This is a genomic window from Reinekea sp. G2M2-21 (assembly GCF_015687175.1).
In the GTDB taxonomy this organism is placed as follows: domain Bacteria; phylum Pseudomonadota; class Gammaproteobacteria; order Pseudomonadales; family Natronospirillaceae; genus Reinekea.
The window spans coordinates 108,160-130,687 of the sequence record NZ_JADPQG010000011.1 but is presented as its reverse complement, the minus strand read 5'-3'; the positions used below and the strand labels follow the sequence as shown (position 1 = coordinate 130,687).

General features: G+C 48.8%; 25 protein-coding genes. 15 read left to right on the top strand and 10 right to left on the bottom strand.

The window, feature by feature from the left end:
• Positions 1-87 precede the first annotated feature (87 nt).
• From IYN85_RS24600 to IYN85_RS24585, 4 genes are all read right to left on the bottom strand, one after another.
• Positions 88-735 (bottom strand): YSC84-related protein, encoded by a 648-nt coding sequence (locus IYN85_RS24600; RefSeq protein ID WP_230390961.1) that lies wholly within the window; start codon positions 733-735, stop codon positions 88-90.
• 110 nt (positions 736-845) lie between these two features.
• Complete coding sequence (locus IYN85_RS24595) at positions 846-1,064, bottom strand: hypothetical protein (protein WP_196161631.1); 219 nt, start codon at positions 1,062-1,064, stop codon at positions 846-848.
• A 1-nt stretch (position 1,065) separates the two neighbouring features.
• Positions 1,066-1,212: a lmo0937 family membrane protein gene (locus IYN85_RS24590; protein WP_196161630.1), complete on the bottom strand. Its 147-nt coding sequence runs from the start codon at positions 1,210-1,212 to the stop codon at positions 1,066-1,068.
• An 873-nt stretch (positions 1,213-2,085) separates the two neighbouring features.
• On the bottom strand, positions 2,086-2,787 hold the full coding sequence (locus tag IYN85_RS24585) for a Crp/Fnr family transcriptional regulator (protein ID WP_196161629.1): 702 nt from the start codon (positions 2,785-2,787) through the stop codon (positions 2,086-2,088).
• 204 nt (positions 2,788-2,991) lie between these two features.
• Here IYN85_RS24585 and IYN85_RS24580 point away from each other — a divergent pair, with 204 nt between their 5' ends.
• A complete protein-coding gene (locus IYN85_RS24580) occupies positions 2,992-3,291 on the top strand; it encodes a hypothetical protein (RefSeq protein WP_196161628.1) in 300 nt (99 codons plus the stop codon).
• A 249-nt stretch (positions 3,292-3,540) separates the two neighbouring features.
• Here IYN85_RS24580 and IYN85_RS24575 read toward each other — a convergent pair whose 3' ends face one another.
• Positions 3,541-5,253: a nitrite reductase gene (locus IYN85_RS24575; protein ID WP_196161627.1), complete on the bottom strand. Its 1,713-nt coding sequence runs from the start codon at positions 5,251-5,253 to the stop codon at positions 3,541-3,543.
• Positions 5,254-5,438: 185 nt separating this feature from the next.
• Here IYN85_RS24575 and IYN85_RS24570 point away from each other — a divergent pair, with 185 nt between their 5' ends.
• The 7 genes from IYN85_RS24570 (at position 5,439) to IYN85_RS24540 (ending at position 10,658) form a co-directional block, all read left to right on the top strand.
• The gene (locus tag IYN85_RS24570) at positions 5,439-6,248 is read left to right on the top strand and encodes a CbbQ/NirQ/NorQ/GpvN family protein (protein WP_196161626.1); all 810 of its coding nucleotides are present in this window, start codon (positions 5,439-5,441) and stop codon (positions 6,246-6,248) included.
• On the top strand, positions 6,245-6,568 hold the full coding sequence (locus IYN85_RS24565; RefSeq protein ID WP_196161625.1) for a hypothetical protein: 324 nt from the start codon (positions 6,245-6,247) through the stop codon (positions 6,566-6,568). The genes IYN85_RS24570 and IYN85_RS24565 overlap by 4 nt, the downstream gene beginning before the upstream one ends.
• Positions 6,568-7,692, top strand: a complete 1,125-nt coding sequence (locus tag IYN85_RS24560; RefSeq protein ID WP_196161624.1) for an NnrS family protein — start codon at positions 6,568-6,570, stop codon at positions 7,690-7,692. Before IYN85_RS24565 ends, IYN85_RS24560 begins: the two co-directional genes overlap by 1 nt.
• Before the next feature lie 30 nt (positions 7,693-7,722).
• Positions 7,723-8,040 carry a cytochrome c gene (locus IYN85_RS24555; RefSeq protein WP_196161623.1) on the top strand — a complete coding sequence of 106 codons (318 nt, stop codon included), beginning with the start codon at positions 7,723-7,725 and terminating at the stop codon, positions 8,038-8,040.
• Positions 8,041-8,259: 219 nt separating this feature from the next.
• On the top strand, positions 8,260-8,679 hold the full coding sequence (locus tag IYN85_RS24550) for a hypothetical protein (RefSeq protein ID WP_196161622.1): 420 nt from the start codon (positions 8,260-8,262) through the stop codon (positions 8,677-8,679).
• Positions 8,680-8,748: 69 nt separating this feature from the next.
• Positions 8,749-9,348, top strand: coding sequence for a GNAT family N-acetyltransferase (locus IYN85_RS24545; protein WP_196161621.1), 600 nt, complete (start codon positions 8,749-8,751; stop codon positions 9,346-9,348).
• A 95-nt stretch (positions 9,349-9,443) separates the two neighbouring features.
• On the top strand, positions 9,444-10,658 hold the full coding sequence (locus IYN85_RS24540) for a PleD family two-component system response regulator (RefSeq protein WP_196161620.1): 1,215 nt from the start codon (positions 9,444-9,446) through the stop codon (positions 10,656-10,658).
• Here IYN85_RS24540 and IYN85_RS24535 read toward each other — a convergent pair.
• Positions 10,655-11,776, bottom strand: a complete 1,122-nt coding sequence (locus IYN85_RS24535; RefSeq protein ID WP_196161619.1) for a cytochrome-c peroxidase — start codon at positions 11,774-11,776, stop codon at positions 10,655-10,657. The genes IYN85_RS24540 and IYN85_RS24535 overlap by 4 nt on opposite strands.
• A gap of 275 nt (positions 11,777-12,051) precedes the next feature.
• Here IYN85_RS24535 and IYN85_RS24530 point away from each other — a divergent pair, with 275 nt between their 5' ends.
• From IYN85_RS24530 to IYN85_RS24505, 6 genes are all read left to right on the top strand, one after another.
• Positions 12,052-12,831 carry a hypothetical protein gene (locus tag IYN85_RS24530; protein WP_196161618.1) on the top strand — a complete coding sequence of 260 codons (780 nt, stop codon included), beginning with the start codon at positions 12,052-12,054 and terminating at the stop codon, positions 12,829-12,831.
• A 41-nt stretch (positions 12,832-12,872) separates the two neighbouring features.
• The gene (locus IYN85_RS24525; protein WP_196161617.1) at positions 12,873-13,937 is read left to right on the top strand and encodes an AraC family transcriptional regulator; all 1,065 of its coding nucleotides are present in this window, start codon (positions 12,873-12,875) and stop codon (positions 13,935-13,937) included.
• A 98-nt stretch (positions 13,938-14,035) separates the two neighbouring features.
• Positions 14,036-14,911, top strand: a complete 876-nt coding sequence (locus tag IYN85_RS24520) for a hypothetical protein (protein WP_196161616.1) — start codon at positions 14,036-14,038, stop codon at positions 14,909-14,911.
• Positions 14,912-15,147: 236 nt separating this feature from the next.
• Positions 15,148-16,842 carry an NAD(P)/FAD-dependent oxidoreductase gene (locus tag IYN85_RS24515; protein ID WP_230390960.1) on the top strand — a complete coding sequence of 565 codons (1,695 nt, stop codon included), beginning with the start codon at positions 15,148-15,150 and terminating at the stop codon, positions 16,840-16,842.
• The gene (locus IYN85_RS24510; protein WP_196161615.1) at positions 16,839-17,471 is read left to right on the top strand and encodes a Pr6Pr family membrane protein; all 633 of its coding nucleotides are present in this window, start codon (positions 16,839-16,841) and stop codon (positions 17,469-17,471) included. The genes IYN85_RS24515 and IYN85_RS24510 overlap by 4 nt, the downstream gene beginning before the upstream one ends.
• A 462-nt stretch (positions 17,472-17,933) precedes the next feature.
• The gene (locus IYN85_RS24505; RefSeq protein ID WP_196161614.1) at positions 17,934-18,230 is read left to right on the top strand and encodes a cysteine hydrolase family protein; all 297 of its coding nucleotides are present in this window, start codon (positions 17,934-17,936) and stop codon (positions 18,228-18,230) included.
• Here IYN85_RS24505 and IYN85_RS24500 read toward each other — a convergent pair.
• From IYN85_RS24500 to IYN85_RS24485, 4 genes are all read right to left on the bottom strand, one after another.
• On the bottom strand, positions 18,219-18,686 hold the full coding sequence (locus tag IYN85_RS24500; protein WP_196161613.1) for a hypothetical protein: 468 nt from the start codon (positions 18,684-18,686) through the stop codon (positions 18,219-18,221). The genes IYN85_RS24505 and IYN85_RS24500 overlap by 12 nt on opposite strands.
• 64 nt (positions 18,687-18,750) lie before the next feature.
• A complete protein-coding gene (locus tag IYN85_RS24495; RefSeq protein WP_196161612.1) occupies positions 18,751-19,350 on the bottom strand; it encodes a tRNA-uridine aminocarboxypropyltransferase in 600 nt (199 codons plus the stop codon).
• Between the two features lie 12 nt (positions 19,351-19,362).
• Complete coding sequence (locus IYN85_RS24490; RefSeq protein WP_196161611.1) at positions 19,363-19,710, bottom strand: GFA family protein; 348 nt, start codon at positions 19,708-19,710, stop codon at positions 19,363-19,365.
• Positions 19,711-19,847: 137 nt separating this feature from the next.
• The gene (locus tag IYN85_RS24485; protein ID WP_196161610.1) at positions 19,848-21,473 is read right to left on the bottom strand and encodes a methyl-accepting chemotaxis protein; all 1,626 of its coding nucleotides are present in this window, start codon (positions 21,471-21,473) and stop codon (positions 19,848-19,850) included.
• Between the two features lie 199 nt (positions 21,474-21,672).
• Between IYN85_RS24485 and IYN85_RS24480 the strand changes: the two genes are divergently transcribed.
• Positions 21,673-22,455 carry a TIGR00266 family protein gene (locus tag IYN85_RS24480; protein ID WP_196161609.1) on the top strand — a complete coding sequence of 261 codons (783 nt, stop codon included), beginning with the start codon at positions 21,673-21,675 and terminating at the stop codon, positions 22,453-22,455.
• Positions 22,456-22,528: the final 73 nt, after the last annotated feature.

Here is a 22,528-nt window from a genome sequence, read left to right as displayed (position 1 = left end):
ATGAATATTGCCTGCAGAGCTTGCCTCAAAATTTGAGAATTTCGGCACTTGCTGAGGTAGATAACAATTATTCAGAGGTGCCCAAGGTTAACGATTGATTATCGATATTTTTGTCCCCTCAATGCTCACACCGACCATAAGACCCTGTTGGTCGAAAATGAAAGCATAAGCATCTTTTTTCAGCGTGGAAGAGGAAAGATTCGTGGCCATTCCGTCCGTAACCAACACCACCGTGGGACCCACACCAATTTCCAACCCGCGAGAATCAATAAGGTATTTTACGGCAGAGTCTCTCATCAGAAAAACGGCGTAGCCATAAGACTGAGCGCCCGCCTGCAGCCCCCAAGAACCGGTTATGGAGTTATAGAAGTCAACGGTTTTGCCTTCGGCAAATAACACACCTTCACCATAGCTGCCACCAAAAACCAGGCCCGCCTTGACGATATTCGGAAAGACCAAAACCGCTTTTGCACTGTTTGACAATTCTTCCGCTGCCGGGCTGGTTTTATACAAAGTTTGCAATGCCTGCTGAGCATCCACTTCTAGGTCAACAGCAGTCGCAGCATAAGCACTACGGGTCGCCGTTAATAAGAAAACAGCCATACTGAGTAAAATCAGGCTCATGACTGTGATTGTTTTTTTCGAAAAATAAGAGACTGGGACTGTGGAAATAGTCATCGATAAATCCTTTAGTGTTTTACTTGATTGAACTATCTGCGGCGCAACGGCCAGCATGTAAAACTAAACTTCCTTGACCGGATCACCCGCGTCAGAGATACGAACGATGTGGCCTTACTCAGACTGCCCCCCATTGAGTACTGCTGGTTTTTCTGACAGCGCAGGGGTCAGGCCGTTTTCCGAACAACCAACAATGCACCACCGACAAAAACCAATGCCAGCCCGGCCCATATAGGAATGTTAAAGTCTTCCTGTTCGGCAACCGTCAAACTGACTGACCCGACTTCTGCCGTGTGCCGATCACTGGTGTAAGTGAACCCGCCATAGGCTAGCCCGAGAGCGCCTGCCACCACGAAGAAGATGGCAACAAATTTTTGAATGTTCACGTTAAAGTCTCCTACCTTGAATCATACGAGCGATGAGAATACCGATCGCGATGATCAACAGAATGTGAATGAACCCGCCAAGGGTATAAGCCGATAACAAGCCAACTCCCCATAAAATGAGTAGTAAAATAGCAATGGTACTTAACATAATGTTCTCCTGGTCTTTTTTACCGGGTTTAATATAACCAGAGTATTCGGAGCTGGTCTGTGCGCTACAGAACCAAAGAGCATTATTATGAGTCCGCTTCGCACTTAGGTGCCCTTTCATCCAAGGCCGTTAACGACCGTTGCCCAGGGTTCTTTCTTTAACGACGAATCCTTGGAGCCAAATTGAATGCCCGGTTCAAGAGCAATACCCGAAGGATACTTACTGCGAAGATCCAATCCGGTCTGGCGACAATGGTAAGGTTCTTAAAGCAAGGATCTTTTGAAGGATTGTTATCCCAAGGGGCAATCCAATTGCCCCCCCCCCTTCAGCCGCTCGCGTTTGCGTTATTCCTAAATTGCCACTGTCTTCGAACGGTCGCTTGAGCGTGCTTCCCTGCACGCGCGGCGTTTGCAAGGGCATCTATGCCTTTGAAACCGTTGCGACATGTCAATTAATTCTGCCAAAGCCGATGCGACGAAACGGCTATTTAGGCCTGCGTCTGTAATGGAAACCAATGAGGCAATTCAAACATGAGTGAGACAAAAATCGTGTGAGGAAATGTCTATCAAGAAGGAAACTCATACGGTTGTTTCGCCGCCTCGCAAACGACCATACGAAACACTTTACATCTAACAGGTTGGTCAAGTAGAAATGCTTGAACAAGTGAGCCGGCCATGGGCTGCCGTTGCGCTTTCGGTATCATTCGGACACTGGCGACTTAAAATCGATATGACAGTGCCTGCCGTTCACGGTGTGGTGATAAGCTTTTAGAACAGTGCACAATGCAACACTCACAGCTCGCACCGAACCATGGATTCCATTGCGTGCTTAGCACATTCGTGAACCTGCAGAACAGCCCAAGACGGTTTTTATTTAAGCGGAACGCAGAGGTTGATTGTCTGTCGCTAAATCGTATAAGCGGGACTTATCGAGGAGCGTGAGATTCTTTTGATCCACCTGAATAATTTCAGCATCCGATAATTTACGTAACAAACGCGACAGTGTTTCCGGTTGAATAGCCAACTGGGAGGCAATCAAGCGTTTGGGCACATCCAACACCATCGAACCACCACTGACTTCTAGCTCTCGCAGCAGAAAATTGACGAGTCGATGCAGTGCATTCTGCAGCGACAGATTTTCAATTTCGTTTAATTGGGAATGCAAACGCTGACTCATTTGCGTCATTAATGCGAAACACAAATGGCTATCATTCTTTAACAGGGTCATAAACGCATGATTTTCAAATCCAATCACGACGCTGTTGGATAATGCATCCGCGGAGACTGGAAAATGCCTCTGTTCACTGAACATCAAGGCTTCGCCGAAGCATTGCCCGTCCCGAACAATATCGACCACTTTTTCGTGGCCACTGGGCGCGATTCGGTATAACCGTACCTTACCTTGAGCCACAAAATAGAACCGGTCAGAAACGTCACCCTGATGAAACAAAACCGAACCGGCATCGAGGCTAACCCGATGCGCGTTGGTCATCAGGTTACTGATCTGTTTCGAATCCAGGCCAGAAAATAAATGATGCTGGCACATCGACTGTATTAACGAATCGTCGCTGATCATAATAAGAACCCTCGTGGCAATACCAGCATCATAACAAGACAAAACGCCACCGTAACCCAAAACAGTATTTTAAAACGCGCTCGTGATCGGCGGGCGATAATCGGCATACCACAGTGTGGACAGACAACATTAGAAAAAGCAGATGTTTTCTGACACCAGTGGCATACTAACTCAGTTTCTTGCAGTGAGGTTAAAGGGTCTTTCATGTTCGAAGTCATTCTTACCTTGTCGTTCAAACTTGTCCTCTCATCGTCGGTCAATCAGGATATTGTGAATGAGCGGTTCGTTGCGTCGCGAGACTATTACGAAGAACTGTGGGATGTACATTGCCCGAAAGAGGTAGACGATGTGCCGCCACCGGTCGAGGACATTGCGCTGTGCCTGATTCTCGATGCGCGTTTTGAGCAATCGCAAACCTGTGATTGGTGGCGAACAAATACCGAAAAATCACATTCACCAACTTTGGGGGATCCGTTGAATAGGGCCTGTGAAAATACTCGTTGAGTCCAACGACGTTACAACACAGTTATGGTTTATGTTTCTTTTTCATGCGACGAAGCGAAGCCCATCAGGGCTTCGCATGCTATTGGCTCTAACGCGCTTCCTCCACCAGCGTGAGTGAACTTCCGAACATTACTCACGGTCGATTGAGTGCGCATACCCACACACAGAACGCTTGCAACGCCTTCCTTGGCTTTACTTTGCGTTATGCTTGGCAGTCAAGCCTCAAATCTGCATTAATAACCACTCCGATCAATACACGTCGTGCTGTGTGTTATACACATTGAATTTTCCGGTTGGTGTTATCAACCGAGGATCTTTGATCACCTTCTTCAGCTGCAGGGTTTTGTCATCGACGACAACAATGGCCGATTCCTGTTCCGCTCCATTCCACACACTGAACCAGACTTCATTACCTTTGGCGTTGTATTCCGGATGTACGACGCGACGGGCGCCTTCGGTTATGCCGGACCATTCGACAATGGGCAATACGGTGTAGGGTTCATCCAGATTTTTTAGATTGAACACAGCAATAGATTGGCTAATCGTTGGATCCGGGTTCAGTGGATAATCCACATACAGGTGACTTGATTTAGGATGCGTTTTAATAAACAAAGAGCCTCCACCTAACCCCTGCAATGTTTTGGCGACTTTCCAAGCCTGTTCTGGGTGCTTCTTGTCGTCGGTGCCAATCAAGCTGATACTGGCATCGCCTAAATGACTGGTCGCCCATACCGGTCCAAGTGTTTTATCGGTCCAGTTTGCGCCACGGCCAGGGTGTGGTACGGCACCGACATCCACCAACTGCACTTTTTTCCGCGTTTTGGAATCGATCACTGCGATCTTGTTGGACTGGTTGGCCGCCGACATAAAGTACCGGTGTGTACTGTCCCAACCACCATCGTGTAAGAAGCGCGCAGTTTCGATGGCTGTGATCGACAAGGCTTCGAGGTCTTCATAATTAACCAAAAGAACTTTGCCGGTTTCTTTCACGTTCACAATAAACTCAGGGTGTTCATGTGAAGCGATAATCGCAGCGACCCGTGGTTCAGGATGATATTCCTGAGTACCGACAACCATGCCACGGGTAGAAACCACTTTCAGCGGCTCCATGGTTTCACCATCCATGATGACAAACTGTGGTGGCCAGTAAGAGCCGGCGATTGCGTACTTGTCTTCATAGCCTTTGTATTTTGAGGTTTCGACTGAGCGGGCTTCCAAACCCACTTTGATTTCGGCGACGGTATCGGGCTGCGACATCCACAAGTCGATCATGTTGATTTTGGCATCCCGACCGATCACATAGAGATATCGTCCGGAGGCGGACATTCGGGAAATGTGCACTGCGTATCCGGTATTTAGAATGGAGACGATTTCGTAACTGTCACCGTCGATCAGCGCGATCTGTCCGGCGTCACGCAACGTCACACTAAACAGGTTTTCGATATTCAGCTTGTTCATTTTTTTGGTGGGACGCTGCTCAGGTGGCACAATGACATGCCAGTTCGCTTTCATATCAGCCAGACCCCATTCAGGCGGCATCGGCGGTTCGTGCATGATGTATTTGGCCATTAACGTGACTTCTTCGCTGGTCAGTTCACCACTGCTGCCCCAGTTTGGCATTCCAGTCGGAGACCCATAATTAATAAACGCTTCCAGATACGGCAAACCACGCGCCTGGGTGATATCGATTGTCAGCGGTTTCCCGGTAGCGCCTTTGCGCAATACACCGTGACATCCGGCACAACGCTCAAAATAAATCTGCTTCGCCTGATCGTATTCCACCTCGGTCAGACTAGGAGCGCCCGGTGTAATCACCATGGGAACCAGGTCCGAGTCAACCGATGAGGGGGTCGCCTCATACGCGGTCCCTTCTTCATGAGAGGTCGTTTCAGCGACAACCGCAACACTGAACACCAGCGGTAGTGCGCATCGCCAAAGAAAAGAAATGTCCGGCTTTTTCATTGTTGTTCTCCTTGTTGAGTAAGCGGATCGAGCCACTATAGGAGCACTGCCTGCCAGAACCTTGACTGCAATCAAGGTTAGAAAATCTGCGTGGTTACGCGTACAAATATCGCTTGATAGCTGTCAAGGCGCTGTCAGCCGCGCCGGTTATGGTACTGACTATCATTCAATAACTGTGGACTGCAATGAACGCGACAACGCATCTGAATCAGGCGGCTTATTATTTACCCTGCGGTCACGAAGTGACTCTGTTCCAACAGGCCGCTGAGCACCGCCTGCCAGTCTTGTTAAAGGGACCCACCGGTTGCGGTAAAACCCGATTGGTGGAACACATGGCATCGGTTTTAAATCGACCACTCTACACAGTGGCCTGCCACGATGACCTGACGGCAACGGATCTGGTCGGGCGACACTTGGTGAATCAACAAGGAACTTGGTGGCAAGACGGTCCGCTGACCAAGGCCGTGCGTGAGGGGGGGATCTGCTATCTGGATGAAATCGTGGAAGCGCGCCGAGATACCACGGTGGTCATCCACCCACTCAGCGATGACCGGCGCCTTTTACCGATCGATCGCACGGGCGAAATCATCAACGCACACCCGGATTTTCTTTTGGTGATTTCCTATAACCCCGGTTACCAGAGCCTGTACAAGGGCCTCAAACCCAGTACCCGGCAACGCTTTGTCTCGATACGGTTGAATTACCCGGGAGCAAACAACGAGATCGCGGTAATAGAACACGAGTCTGGCGTCAGCAAAGACGTGGCCACCACGTTGGTCAACTTGGCCAATGAATTACGACGACTAAAAGACGTTCATTTAGAGGAAGGGCTGTCCACCCGGATGATCGTTTACGCTGCACGCTTGTTACGCTCTGGGCTTTCCATGCGTGACGCCCTGGTCTCTTGCTTCTGTGAAGCACTGACCGATCAGGATGAAGATTTGCAGGCGCTGTATGCCTGGCTGGACGTACATGGCTACGGAGAAGATCAATGAATCAACTTACAACAACTCAAGTTGATCGACGGATAACGTGGTTATGGGTTCTGTATTTACTGAATCTTCTGCTATTGCCGATGATAGCAGCGGTCGTGGCGTTGGTCCTTCTGTTCGGAACAGCACCCAGTAAGCAAAGCAAACGCGTGATTGGCGCCTTTGCGATTTGCCTCCTGGCCCTGCTGATTCTACCCGCTCTGTTTTGGATCAGTATGCCAAAAACCGGCTTATTCTGGGCTTTCTTCATCTGCTATTGGGTAACCGCTCACGCGTCCTGCATCCTACTTGGCGTTTTCGGTTTGGTTCGGAGGACAGAATAATGGCGTTCAAACACCTGTTTTCGTCCCCATTTCGGGCTTGGTTCTTCTCAGGGAGCGTAAGCGCCAGTTTGGTTATCTGGCCATGGCTAGCTCAACTAACGGGACTGCCGACAATAACCCCGCTTCATGGCTTGTTCTGGTGGCATCAACACGAAATGATCTTCGCCATTGCGGTGCCATTTATCTTGGGATTTCTGCTCACCGCCAGCCAAAACTGGACGGGTGAATCGCCGATCCTGCCTGCGCAGCTGGTCATCACGGTATTGATCTGGTGGCTGGCGAGGCTGAGTATTGCACTAGATCTGCCCTTGGCTATATGCGTAGTTCTGGAAATCACGCCGCTACTGACATCGACACTCTTGTTAGCAAAGCTGCTGATTAAACATCGCAATTATCGCAATCTGATTATGGTCGCTCTGCTGATTTTGCTGACCATCGCCGATATCGCCGAAATGACAACACCACAGCAGGTGACCCAGTGGGCACGTTTCTCCGTATTAGTGGTTATTCTGCTAATTGTCATCTTTGGAGGGCGTGTGATCCCTTTCTTTACCGCCAGCGGATTGGGCGTGACCAAAGTATTGCCGATCATGGGGTTAGAACGAGCACTGATGATCACCCAGGTACTGGCCACACTATTGTTGCCTTTTACGCCGGAGGCTGCTGTTGTTCGGGGGTTGGCACTGATTATTGCAGTATTACATGTATGGCGTTGGATGCGTTGGCAGCACTGGGCCCTGTGGCAAAAACCCCTGTTGTGGAGCTTGCATGTGGCCTATTTAAATATTGCGCTTGGCTGGTTGGCGATTGGCTTGTTTGGCCTAAACAGCGCGACGCTGCATGCTCTGGCGATTGGGGGTATTGGCATTATGGTACTGGCCTTTGCTGGCCGCGTGTCACTAGCGCATGCCGGCCGAGCGTTGAAACCATCCCCCATATTTGCGATCACATTGTTATTCGTTACCGCTGCCGTTATATTCCGCGTATGGATACCCTTGCTGTTCAACGTAGATTCAGTTTCGCTGCGGTATATTGCGTCTGGTATTTTCTGGGCAACAGGTTACGCTGTGTTCACAGCCATTTATTTCAGAATCTGGTTTAGCCCACGTCCCGTGGGTCACTAAGATTGACATAAAAAACTTCAGGAGAATCACATGAAAAAACTATTTACTTTAGCAGCGGTACTCGCGGTGTCAGCCTATGCATCGGCAGCGGACATTGAAGCGGGCAAAGCTAAAGCAGCCACCTGTGTGGCTTGTCATGGCGCTAACGGCATTTCCATGGTGCCAATGTACCCGAACCTGGCTGGGCAAAAAGAGCAATATCTGGTTAGTTCATTGAAAGCCTATAAAGCACAGCAACGAACCGGCGGTAACGCACCGATTATGTACGGCATGGTGGCGCCATTGAGCGACGACGACATTGCTAACTTGGCGGCTTATTTTGCCAGCCTTGACCCTGCTGGAAAGTAATCTTCAGATAGAATGGAAGCTTTGCATGAGCTTCCGTTCTTCTACCCCTCAATCAGCAACCACTCTGCTATCTCTCCGCCGTAGTAATATATTACTACCAGCGATACGTTTTTCTGACTATGAAGAAAAAAATCCGGCCAAAAGTCATTCCTTCAAACAAATGCCCTGACATAATTTGACAGATATCCATGTGTGTTCCATGTTGAAATAAAGGAAAGGATGAGGACAGTTAACGCCATGGCAATGCAGGGGAGCTTTTGCGTAACTCGACAGGGGCAATGCCTGATTCTAAATTTCAGCGGCAGCTGGACAAGCTTCACGTCACGCCAAATGTGTGAGGCGTATTATCAACAAGCATTGCCGATTTCTCATCATCCTTGGGGAACATTGATGGATACCTCTTCTTGGTTAATGGGTGATGCGGATATCTGGATGCCATTAACGAAAATTCTGCAGTGGTCCGAACTCAACAATCAACATCACCTCGCACTGGTCACCACGGAACGTTTGCAGCAAATAATGCTCAAAAGAACCCTGACGCCGTTTCGCCAGTTATGCATAGAATTTTTTGAAGATCGCAATAGGGCCATTGATTGGTTACAAAAAGAATACCCAACATTAAAAATTGACGCGGGTTAGTTAGGTCGCTTACGCGGCATGCCACAATGTGGCAAAATTAACGATTTCCGCGAAGGCAGAGAGCCGATCATGTTTAATATCCGCAGTGCAAATATCAGTGACCTACCGTACCTGTACGACATTTGTTTAAAAACCGGTAACCGAGGTGGTGATGCCAGTGACTTTTTTAATGACCCTTACTTAATCGGGCAGTATTTTGTCGCGCCATATCTCTTTTTTGAACTTGATCTTTGCTTTGTGGCCGAGCTGGATGGCCTTCCCATTGGCTATATTGTCGGCACCTCAAACACGGCACAGTACAATGAATGGCTCTGTTCGCAATGGCTGCCACAGTTGCGTCTTAAATACCCCCGCCGCCCTACCAAAACAGATTTAGATAGTTTTTTATTGGATGTTGTCCACAACGATCCCGATTTGCCCTCGCACTGCGGTGAATTTCCAGCGCATCTGCATATCGACTTGCTGCCGATCGCTCAGGGTCAGGGTTTAGGCCAACAACTGATGACCCTTTTCTTAAACACTTTGCGCGAAAAATCCGCCAAAGGTGTGTATCTGGGTGTCGATGATCTGAATACAAAAGCGGTTAAGTTCTATCAGAAATACGGGTATCAAATGATCAGTCAGCAACCCGGCGTGATATATCTGGGTTTATCGCTAACCCATGCTTGATTACTCGCCAATGAGCCACTAGGTTTAAACACAGCACCAATCCGTCTGGCGCCAACCAAACGGGTCCGTGTATTCAACGGCCACGAGCAAAAGGTATGATTCGAGTTTACGTCATAGATGACGACCAAATCTTTTTGACAGCGCTTCAGGGCTATCTTAAAGATTATGACATTCAGACCGATCAGGATGGCCGTAATGCCTTGGCAGATATCCGTTTATTCCAACCGAATGTCATTCTGCTGGATATTAACTTACCCGGTACTTCTGGTTTTGAAATCTGCCGTGCGATACGGGCCGATGAACACTTAAAACACATTCCTGTTCTGTTTATTTCCGCCGAACAAGACCTGGAAACCAAAATAAAAAGCATCGAAGTCGGCGCAGAAGACTTTCTGGTTAAACCGATTCAATACGAACTGTTATCCGCCAAAATCCGCCTACTACACTACAACTTTGAACAATTGCAGGCCTATCGGGCGGAACATTCGTCCGCACAGGAAATTGCCATCGAAGCCATGCGCAGTTCCAGCGAACTGGGACAAGCGATGCTGTTTGTGGAACGATGCCAACAAATCGATAACGAACAAGGTTTGGCTCAGGAGCTGGTGAATTTCTGTCACTATTTAAACTTGCATGTAGTGGTCGGCATTAAACTGCAGCATGGTTGGCTATGCACTTCAAGCCAAGGCGTTGCCACGCCAATTGAGCAAGATGTCATTGTCTCCGCCCATGAACGAGGTCGCTTTGTTGACTTCGGCGCAAGAACGCAAATCAACTATCAGCAAATTTCGTTACTGATTAAAAACATGCCCGTGAATGAACCGGAACGCTATGGGCGCATCAAAGATACCCTGCCGCCGGTGCTTAGCGCTTTTGATGTCCGTCTCATCAATCTTCGGGAATCTCAGGCCATTCTTACTCAAACGCTGCTAATGAATCGTTCTATCGAAACGGTACAGCCCATCCTGGATACACTTGCGCAACGCATTGGCCATCTGACACGCGCCAACAAAGAAACAGCGACAAATTTACTGGAGGAAATGAGCTTACGCTTACCCAAACTGGGGTTGGATGACGATCAGGAAGAATTCATTATGGCTGCACTGGAAACGTCATCGGGAATCGCCAGTGATCTGTGCGATGAAGGTGAACAGATTAAGCAACATATGGAAAAAATCACACTGGTTCTGCAGGGAATTATGACCCGGCAAAAACAATTGTCCGACGCAGTCCTGGACAAACAAAACCAGGCTTCCAAAGTCAGCTCGTCGGATGATGGTACTTTCGCATCCGACGTGGAACTTTTTTAAAACGAATTCACAAATGGGTTGGAAAATTTTTCATCCGTCAGTAAGGCGTGATCGGTCAACGTATTTAAAAACGCCATCAACTGTTCGATCTGTTTTTGGCTGAGGGGCAGGTATTGCGGGCTGCCATTCACTTGCAAACGAGCATCCAGGTTTTCATGCGCTTGAAGGCCAGTTAGGTAATGCCGAATAACCTGTTCCAACGTGGCAAACCGACCATCGTGCATGTATGGCGCAGTGACAGCAACGTTACGCAAACTAGGAATTTTAAATTTACCCACATCTTCGGCTAAATCCGTGTCGCTAGCGATCCCTAAATCGAAAACCGATTCAACATCCAGGCCGTTATTGGCAGCGCCTTTACTGCTCTGCAACGTTCCCTGATGACATTTCGCACACATACCGGAAAACAAAAACGCGCCCTCGGTTTCATCCGAGGTGAGATTCTGCCAGTTGGTATCGACACCCTCGTCAAATTTTGTCTGATAGGAAATCATGGAACGAACAAACTGAGCGAGTGCCCTTGCTATCCGTTCCTCGGTGATATCGTCAGAACCATAGGCCTCGGCAAACAATACCGGGTATTCTGGCGTGCTGCTGAGCAGACCAGTTAAGGTCGACAATGACATGCCCATTTCCACCGGATCTTGTATCGGCATGAGCACCTGCGCTTCCAGTGTGGGCGCACGTTCATCCCAGAAAAACCGCCCATTAGGATAAAACCGGGCGTTGGCTAACCCCATTGAATGCCGCCCCGTAAGCCCACCCTGAAACCCCTCACTGCGCACGGCATCGTCAGAAAAACCCTTGTCCTGTTGGTGGCAACTGGCGCAGGAAATCGTGTTATTCGCCGATAAGCGCGTATCATAAAAAAGCACTCGACCTAACGTCGCGCCGACATCGGTGGTCGGATTATTAGCGGGCATGTTGTCGTAGTGCCCGGCGTAACGCGGATGCGTACTGTCAGTGAAATAACCGGGTAACGCTGGTGTGTAATCAAAAGGAGTTTGTGGCAGTTTGAGGTTGGTGAGATCCTGCCGATAGGACACAGGTGCCGTCCCAGAACCTGGGTTACACCCCAATAACACAATACTCACCCAGAAAAGACACCAACCGCGCATATTTATTTTTCTCCGTACAATACCCGCAAAGATTAGCGTCATCGGTGTTTTGAAACGTGGGCTTTAGTCAAACAACCTTCAATTTAAAGCAACGACTTTGCAGAAGTGTGAACTGCGTTGCGGCAGTACCCAGTAAGTGGTAGGTCAAAAAATCGCGTTTTTCGTCCCCCATTTTTTGTTCAGCACTACACAGTTTCCACCTGCCATCCAGCTTCGAAGCAACACTCAACCACCGTACAGTTGCACCCGTTCAAAAAACAAATGAGAAGAGAGTTATGCCGACGATAGCGACACTGCAACAAAGAATGACAGATATTGGCGAATCATTGCGCCGAACCGGGAATGCTTATGCACTGTTGGGTTTGGGTTCTGCGGGTGGGGAACGCGAACGGATGGATGAACATTCCGATCTGGATTTCTTTGCCATTGTGAAGGAAGGTCACAAACAGGCTTTTATTGAAGATCTTTCCTGGCTGAGCAATATCCATCCTGCGGGATACGCTTTCCGCAACACGGTCGATGGGTATAAGTTTTTGTACGAAGACGGTGTTTTCTGCGAGTTCGCGGTGTTTGAACCTCAGGAACTGGCCACCATCCCGTTCAGCGAAGGTCAGGTTATTTGGGCTGAAGACGGTTTTGACACGCAAATCCTCAAACCCACAGACACTCGTGGGGCTTATCATCGCAGTGAAGATGTTCAATGGATTATCGGTGAAGCGTTGACCAACCTGTATGTGGGCCTGTGTCGGTTTCAGCGCGGTGAAATGCTCTCTGCGATGAAATTCGTACAGAGTTTTGCGCTGGACCGGATTATTGACCTCTTGCATATACAGCAACCGAACAGCACGGGATTAGTAGACCGGTATATGCCAGATCGGCGTCTAGAAAGCAGACTAACAGGCACAAAAGAACTGCTCGCTCAATTTTGCCCGGGGTACCAGAAAACGCCTGAGGCGGCTTTGGCTCAATTAAGTTGGCTTGTGCAGCACTACGAGATTAATAGCACCATTGCGGCCGAAATCCGCCGTCGTGCAATAGCTGCTACCACGGATTAAGCTCTGTTATAGTAGCGGCTTCTTAAAAGCTGACTTCTTCAATGACTGTGACCACATTGTTTCTGCTGATTATCGGCGCAGGCCTATTGGCTTGCGCGCAACTACTGCTACTGACGTGGCGGGAAAAGCGACTGCATTTTTTCTGGCTTGGTTTACTGGTATTGGCCATGCTGATACCAGTTTGGAACATGGCAGCCTATCTTTCGGCTCAACAGGGAAATGCCCTGCCTGAGATCAAGCAGCTGGCCACATTTTTGCCCTGGATGTATGGTCCTCTTTTGTGGTGGCACCTTACCCAAAGCATCAATAAACAGCGCCCCCGAATGCTCACCTGGTTTCACGCACTGCCCTTTCTGGGGCAATGTCTGCTGTCAGTGTTTATTATTCCGTTGCTTCACAATTGGAGTACCGGACAGGGGCACTTTCTGATATTGGTGTCTCATATCACGGCATATATTGCGGCGGGTTGTTGGTATCTGTTCAGTCGCCGAGCGCTGTTTTTCAGCACACACGCAACCCCCATGCCCAGCGCCTATTTTGGCTATACCGCGTTGATCGTTGGCTTATTATTCATCATGTTATGGGATTTCTGGGTATCCGGAATGGTGGTCTTCCAATACCAGACAACTTTGTCGCAATGGACGACCCTGTTTCTGGTGGAAGGCAGCTACATTGTCATATTGGCGTTATTGGCACCGGTTCTGAAATGGCAAATAGATGTGCCTGAGCAAAAGTTCAAAACCACTCGTTTGTCCGATTCAGCATCCAACTCGGTTGCTCAAATGCTCCGCAATGCCATGAAAACTGAACGCTGGTTTATCGATCCTGACTTAAACTTAACGACCCTTGCCGAGAAAGTGGGCATCAGTCCGCACGATTTGTCGGAGGTTCTGAATCACCGGATCCAGCAATCGTTCTATGAATTCGTGAATCAATACCGGGTTGAGTTAGCGTGCGAGCAATTGCGCGTGCAAGTAAAAGCCAGCGCGACGGATATCGGCTTCTCCTGCGGCTTTAACAGCAAGTCGGCGTTTTACAATGCATTCAAAAAACACGTCAATCAAACGCCCATTCAATACCGGCAAGCGATGCTCTCAGCGGCCTGAAAAAAATAGTGTCCAGCGGTGTTTTTGGATCCAAAAAGACGCCGCGACCGGCCATAACCCCTTATGTTGGCGACGCTACAAACATAAGGGAGCAAATTATGTCACTACAATCCTTCACAACCCGCCTGCTATTCATTCTCACAATTCTGTCTACTGCGGGCGTCAGTCACGCAGAAGTACAGTCACTCCTGCTGGACAAACCCACAAAGTTGGATGGACTGCTCTACCACAATGGGCAGCTCTATGGCGCAGCCGGTTGGGATGGTAGTCTCATCCATGCTATCGATTCCGACGGAAAGGTCACTAACGTTGGGGTTATTCCACGCGGACCCATTGATATGGTCGCAGATAACAAAGGCAATCTCATAATCACGAGTTATGGCAGCAACAGCGTATATCGACTCAATATTGATTCCGGAGAGAAAGAAAAGATTGTCACCCTACCTTCATTTGCAGGAGCCATTGCAACTTACCGGCCAGGTGAATACCTGATAGGCTCGGCCAGCCGATTGTATTGGATTAATGAACAGGGCGACTACAAAGTCTATGTGAAAGACCTGGATCAAATCGACAATCCCACGGGTTTAGTCGTGGATGGCACCGGCCGCATTTATGTGGGCAACCTTAATCGTTCCACTATTTTAGTGATCGACGATGAATCGCGCGATATCTCAATGCTCGCGACACTGCCTAACGCAGGCAACCATAACATCGGCAAGTTAGCGCTCCATAAAGGAGTGCTGTATGCCACCCATCTCTCCCAGGAAGTGGTTTATGCGGTTGATACCGATTCTGGTGACATTCAGATATTTGCAGGCCAAGAGAATGTTCAGGGGCAGGTCGATGGTCAACGACAGCAAGCCACGCTGACCTCACCCAACGGTTTGGCCTTAGACGCAAAACGTCAGGTTCTATGGATTGCACAGGGTTATGGTCCGGTAAAACACCTGCGCACCCTCGACTTGGCTGAATGAACATAGGCGAGCGTGTCGATTTCGACCCAGAGTCAAGGACAACACTGATTAATTCAAATCACCTCAGTCTTATCAGATCGAAGATTGAGCGAGGCGTGTGTTGCAGGGAATGATGAATCCTTTTCAAAAAACGCAACAATGCTCAGGCATTGCTCGCCGTTCATTCAACAGCCGTGCATAGCACGGCCATTTCAGATAGTCTCGATAAATAAAACAATAATAACGAGAGACTGCTCATGACCACGACGGAAATGCCTAAAAAGGTAAAACGCGCTCCTGCCCCCTCCCCTGCCTATTTGCGCATTGGCAAACGCTATCGAGCCAATCGGGTTGATCAACAATATGATGCCATCGTCATTGGCTCTGGACCAGGCGGTCTCTCCGCCGCCGGGTGTTTATCCAAAATGGGCTGGAAAGTCGCGGTATTTGAGCAGCACTATACGGCTGGCGGGTTTACCCATGCCTATGGTCGCCATGGCTACGAGTGGGATGTTGGTGTCCATTACATCGGTGACATGGGAAATCCGAAAAACCTGGGGCGCAAATTGTTTCAATTTTTGACCGGTGGGAAGCTGCACTGGGCGGATATGGGCGAGGTGTACGACACTGTTTTCTTAGGCGACGATATACGATTTGAATTCCCCAAAGGTCAGGCCGCATTAACTGATGCGCTGAAAAAAGCGTTCCCGACCGAACAAACGGCCATCGATACCTACTTCAAACTGATTCGTCAGATCTCACGTGCGATGCCTCTGTTTTCTTTAAGTAAATTCGCGCCATCGTGGTTGCAGCCCCTGGTCCGGAAATGGCAGGCACATCAATTACCAGCGGACATGTTTGCCACCACGGGGGACGTCTTAAACCGTTTAACCGGCAATAAGAAACTGCAGGCCGTACTGACGACGCAATGGGGAGATTGTGGGCTACCTCCTGGCCAAAGCAGTTTTCTGATTCACGCACTCATAGCCCGACACTATCTGAATGGTGGTTATTATCCTGAAGGTGGGGCGAGTAAAATCGCTGAGACCATCTTGCCCACTATTCAACAACGCGGTGGTGACGTATTCACCTACGCGAGGGTCAACAATATACTCATCGACAAAGGCAAAGCCGTGGGTGTCGAAATGAGTGACGGTCACAGAATATTTGCCAAAAAGATCATCAGTGCCGTTGGTACTGATCTCACCCTACACACATTACTGCCAAACAATTTGGCTGTAGCCATTGCCAAACCAGAACAACAAGAGCAAGTGACGGCATCGATGGGGCATTTCAGTGTTTACGTTGGTCTGAACAAATCAGCGGCGGAGCTGGAACTGCCGAAGAGCAACTTCTGGATTTACCCGAATGAGCATCACGACGACAATGTGGCAGCATTTATGGCGGGTGCAGATGAAACCCCGCCCTTGGTGTATATTTCGTTTCCGTCCGCCAAAGACCCTACATGGGACGATCGCTACCCAAACAAAGCCACCATCGAAATAGTCGCAGCAGCCAAGCACGAATGGTTTGCGCAATGGCAAGATCAAACCTGGGGGCAAAGAGGCGATGATTACGAGGAACTGAAAGCACACTGGCAACAAAAATTGATGAAGGTATTACTTGAAAAACTGCCACACATTGAGCCTTATATTGATTATGTCGAAATCGCCACGCCACTGTCGACGCAGTTTTTCTGTGAGTATCGACAAGGCGAAATTTATGGACTCAACCACACAGTGGATCGCTTCCAACAACGCTGGCTTAGGGCGAAAACTCCTATTAAAAACCTTTACCTGACCGGGCAGGATATTTTAACCTGTGGCGTTGTCGGCGCAGCGATGTCTGGCATGTTAACCAGTTTTGCCATTCTTGGTCTGCGTAAAACCGTGACGTTAAAGAACGCAATCGAACACGAGCAACCCACCCACAAAGAACCTGCAAAACTATGACAAAAAAACACACAATTTTTTACACGCTTTTACTGGCCAGCTCATTCGGTGGCTTTGTTACGTCTTACTTTCCCGGCGTCATCGGGCATGACCTGGGCTTCTGGATCAGCGATCTGATTGCAACACTCAGCTACTTCACCATCATCAGCAATCTCGCAGTGAGCGCTCTGGCGGTGAGTCAATTATTTTATGCGCAAACCAAGATCGGTCTTTGGTTCAGTCGCATGTCGGTACAAACGGCTATCGCGGTATATATTTCAATTACCGGGCTGGTTTACCACTGGTTGTTGGCAGACACGTGGAATCCGCAGGGCATCGATCTATTCAGCGATGAACTTCTGCACACGGTTACACCCATCCTGTACGCGTTATTCTGGTGGTTCTGTGTTCGCGGAAAACATTACAACCTGCAGCGAACCCTGGCGGTATTGGTCGTGCCCGCATTATTCTTAGTGTATTGGCTGATCCGTGGCCCCATTGTTGGCACGTATCCGTACTTCTTTATTGATGTCAGCCAATATGGTTATACCGCTGTCTTCATCAACTCGCTGGGCTTATGTTTTGCGTTTTGGGTGGTGGGTGTTTTTTATTGGGCGCTGTCCAGGTTTACCACACCTCTTTATGTTTAACTTAAGTCACTGCTGAATAGTTGCCATCTACCTCAGCGGCAGCAGAAATTCGCAAATTTCTAGGCAAGTTCTGCGGGCAATATTCGTTATTTTGACAAAGGACTTAACAAAGAAATTTGCCATTTCCGGCCCTCCCTCTGAGGCGTTAAGATCGATGACTGAGTATTGTTGTGTTTTGAGTCTCGGCAACACGCGCCTCGCTCATCCTTTGATCTGTTAGGACTGAGGTGGTTTAAATTCATCAAAGGTGACTTAAAAAAGGCAAGCCCTATGAAAAGCAGCGTTACTGATTATCGATAGGCAAGTCGCTTTTATGGAAGAGTATCAGGATGCATCCGTCATACAACCTTGTTGCGATACCATTAATATCATCAGCGCTATGATGCGCAATGCGGGCCAACCTGTGACTCATATACAGGACGTCACTGAGGTCGGTGACGGAAACGGTGCGGCGTATGCACTTTGTCGCTCATCAAACGAGAACCAGGCGATCTTCTGGTCACAAAATCATTCGCCAATGCCTTTCACCAAACTACGCTGGCGTCACAACTGAAAGCGTTGAAAGTCAGCTTTCTGATTCTTTGTGGTCAGGCGGCTGATCAATGCGTTGTGTTCAGTTACAACGGTGCTCAGGAACAAGGGGTCAGCGCTACCGTATTGCAAGACGGCGTGATCAGCCCGCAACCAGGGCGGGCAGACATGCTGTTTAGAGATCGTACTGTCATTTCTTATCCGGTGATCAAAGCGCTACTGAGTTGACGAAGGCCGGACACATTGGATTTCTGTATTGTCGACAGCTTTCAGCAGCATTAAACGCTTGCCGATTTTCACCAAACGGGCGGTCACATTGGTCTGACGAAGTATGTCCTGTTTAAACGATTGAGCGATCCCATCCAACAACGGATAGGGTGAACGGATATCGCCCGACAAGGCCGTCAACTGCATCTGGTTTCCGACCAATTGCCATTGCGCAGCCACATGGGTGGTCATGGGAATTTCCGTCGCTAAATTCGGGTGACTAAGCAACATAGCACCGTCCCCGGTGAGCGCACCGGCGTCCGTAAACAACACATCTCCCAAAGCTAACGTGTTGCCATACAAGGTCGTAACCGCACTCTGGCATTGCCATTGACCAATAATATAGGCGCGATAATCCACCTGCGCGGAAGCACCATTTGCAATAAAGACCAACAGTATAAGTAAACGAGTTGTCATCGAATCTCTCTTTCAGGTATGTACGGATCGAAACATAACATTAGTCTTTGCAGTTAGGACCTATTCATTCCTTGGCTTTACGAAAGCGCTGAAAATTACTTTGCATGGCATCAAAGACGTCATAAAGGGGCTTGGTATCAACATTCGGATCTAACTTCTGAAGACTGAGTGCCACCGCTTCCAAGGTTGACAGACAGCCGTCGCGGGGCGCTTTGCGAATGTCGTACCGGGATTCATAACCGTTCAGAACAACAGCAGGGTATCGGCGCAACCAGGCGTTGCACTGCCAGATTTTATAGGCTTTCTTCCAGGTACCATCTATCAATAAAAGTCTGTTCGCAGCGGACTCAGCATGAATTCTGTAGGACTCCAGACTGATCGCATCTGCAGCCGGATAAAGCACAGCAACTCGTTCATGCCCCTGTGCCAACGACTGCTGCAACGGTGCAAAATCGTCTGGCTTCTCTCCGACCCAAATGTGAGTGTTGGAATGACACAGTTGCACCAGTCTCGCCGTATTCTTTGCGGCCTTGGTTTCACTGGGGTGTTGGAGAATGTCGATCTGAATACTACTATAAACTGGCATAACGGCAGCACAAACACAGGTAAGTTGCGGATAGCCACACTCAGCACAATGAGCTCGTTTCTGATCTGGAGAATGCATCAGCGTTGCCATTTAAGCGGGTTTAAAATATTCAACCAGAGGTAATGCTTCGGGCTTCTCGGTTAGCAACGCCCAGGCAAACGCAAAATGCGCTTTACTGAACTCAGATGCGTCGTGGAATTGTATATTTGAACCACACTGCCGACAAAAACGGCGCATCACGCCGGGGGAGGATTCATAGCTCGCGATGTATTCACCACCGGTCACAGCGACGTCTTTCTGCAGGGAAATCCCCCACTCGCTATGGTCAGACCCGTGAGCACGTTGACACATGGAACAATAACAGTGAATTCTCTGTGTGACATCACCGTTAATTTCAATGCTCACCTGGCCGCACAGGCAATGGCCCGTATATGTCATATGTGCCCCTTTTAACAATCGCAATGCTCTGAGTCGTCATCATAATCCTGTCTAAGGCGAATACAATAGACAAAAAAAAGTCCGATCAAGATCGGACATAGAAACAGTTTCGATTTAACAATCGCGACTGTTATGGCTTACAAGGTAAAACGGGAAATCTGTTTCTCGAACTGTTGCACCAGTGCTTTCAATTCGTTAGAGACTTGCAATGATTCACTGACCCGCTCAGTCGTATTTTCGGACAGCCCGTGAATATTCTGAATCAGTTCAGAGATATTGCCCGTGACCTGCGTTTGCTCGTTGGCGGCAGTGGCAATCTGAACATTCATGCCGTTAATCTGCTCGACCATTGACGAAATTTCCGACAACAGTGCGGTAGAGTGGGTAATCTCAGTTTCTACTTCTTTAGAGCGTGACTGCCCGGTGTCCATAGACACAACCGCCTTATCGGCCCCGGTTTTCACACTGTCGAGAATTTTTTCAATTTCGGCGGTTGAATCTTGAGTCCGTTGCGCCAGAGTACGTACTTCATCGGCGACCACGGCAAAACCACGACCCTGTTCACCCGCGCGGGCTGCCTCAATGGCCGCATTCAAAGCCAACAAATTGGTTTGTTCTGCGATACCCCGAATCACATCCAACACACTACTGACATTCGCGGCGTTTTCCGCCAGCTCTTTAATCACTTCCGCACTGACGTTCAAATCGGCAACCAGTGAGACAGCCCGTTGCTGTGCAATATTGGCTGTTTTGGTACTTTCACTGGTTTTGTCCGCCGTTTGTTGCGTAATTTCTGACGTCTGAGTGGTATTCTGGGCAACCTCGTCAGCGCTGTGAGACAGTTCCTGAACAGCCGTAGACACCTGATCGGTAGCGTTCATTTGCTCATGCGCCTGCGAACCCAGTTGATCAGACATCGACGACATATGTTCAGCGGCCTGTGTCAGTGACGCCGCCGTATGCTTCATAGTATCCACGTTGTCATGCAGGAATGCTTGCAAATGGCGCGAAGAATCGGCAAGTTCTCCGATTTCATCGTTACGATAATAATCACTAGTGACGGTCAAATCACCCTTGGCGACAGCAGAAAGGGCATTTCGCACATTGGCCAGTGGTATACACACTATACGATTGATCAGGACGTACACCATGAACGCTACCGCAGTTAATATGACTAAGGTTATGAGGTAGCTAAGCCGAACATTATTCTCAGCTGACGATTCCAATACCGCAGTCTCGCTAGAAGTAATCTCACCCAATTTCGCGACCAACTCATCCAATGCCGCAGACGGCGCGCGATCTATGCCACTGACAGAAGCATCACCGACTGCGATATCGAATTTTGAGGAGATAAACTTTTCACGCCCTTGCGCATAGGCGCTTTGCATCTTGGCATGATCGCTCAGAAATTGATTGGCAACTTTTTTCAACTCTGGCTGATCATTTAGCAGGGTAACCAGTTCTTTAACGATAGCTTGCGTAGACGCATGTTTGTCGTTAAATGACTTCCAATACTTCGCCATTTGATCCGGGTTAGCGCCGCGAATCAGGGTATTCTTCCACTCCTGCACCTGTCGTTTGAATTCAACATTCGCTTCCAAAGCCAGTTTTTGCGCGCTCAAGGTGATATGAATGACTTCGTCATATTGCTTTAAATTGAATATCAGGCGCGATGTTGTGTATACCGACGCCAGTGACAGCAACAGCAGCGCACCCAATACAACCAACAGCAACTTGCCTTTAACACTGGAAAGAAAACTCATTTCAGAAAGCCTCAGAAATTGACCATTACCGACTATAGCGACTCGAATGCGGTTAAATTTAGGTCAATTTCTGATATTTGCGAATTTTTAAAATGACAATACACATTGGACCGCCCTGCCATGTCACCGGGTGACTTATGACACTTAAGCGGTCGTTTTGCAGATCGTATGCTCATTTTTTTTTAAAAGGAGCTTATCTATGAGATGCCACGAAGTTGACTACGAAATAATCGGCCATGACATGCAAATGGTTGAAATTGAATTGGATCCGGGCGAAACGGTTGTCGCAGAAGCCGGAGCCATGAACTACATGGAAGACGGTATCAGCTTTGAAACCAAGATGGGGGACGGCTCACAACCCGACCAAGGGTTTATGGGCAAGCTGTTCAGCGCCGGCAAACGCATGATCAGCGGAGAGTCCCTGTTCATGACGCATTTTACCCATCAGGGTACTGGCAAAAAACGGGTGTCATTTGCCGCGCCATTTCCTGGCTCCATTATTCCGCTCAACCTTGCCAATTACGGCGAAGAAGTGATCTGCCAGAAGGATTCTTTCCTCTGTGCAGCCTTCGGCACGAATATCGACATTGCCTTTCAACGCAAATTGGGAACCGGTTTCTTTGGCGGTGAAGGCTTCATCCTGGAACGGCTTCGTGGCGACGGTATGGCCTTTATGCACGCTGGTGGCACCGTGGTTAAGAAAGAACTAAAGGGCGAAACCTTACGCGTCGACACGGGTTGTTTGGTCGGCTTCAGCGGCGATATCGATTACGACATAGAAATGGTCAAAGGCTTAAAAAGTATGTTTTTCGGTGGGGAGGGTTTGTTTTTAGCCACGCTGCGTGGCACTGGCACTGTCTGGTTGCAGAGCCTTCCGTTTTCCAGACTGGCGGATCGGGTACTGGAGCACGCGCCCAGTCACGGAGGTCGAAGCCAAGGTGAAGGCAGTGTTTTAGGGGGTCTTGGTCGTCTGGTCGACTAACTCATAATTGGCCCGGATATTCATACCTATCCGGAAAAAGAAAGAAATTCACCCCTTTTTCTGGAACGGCATT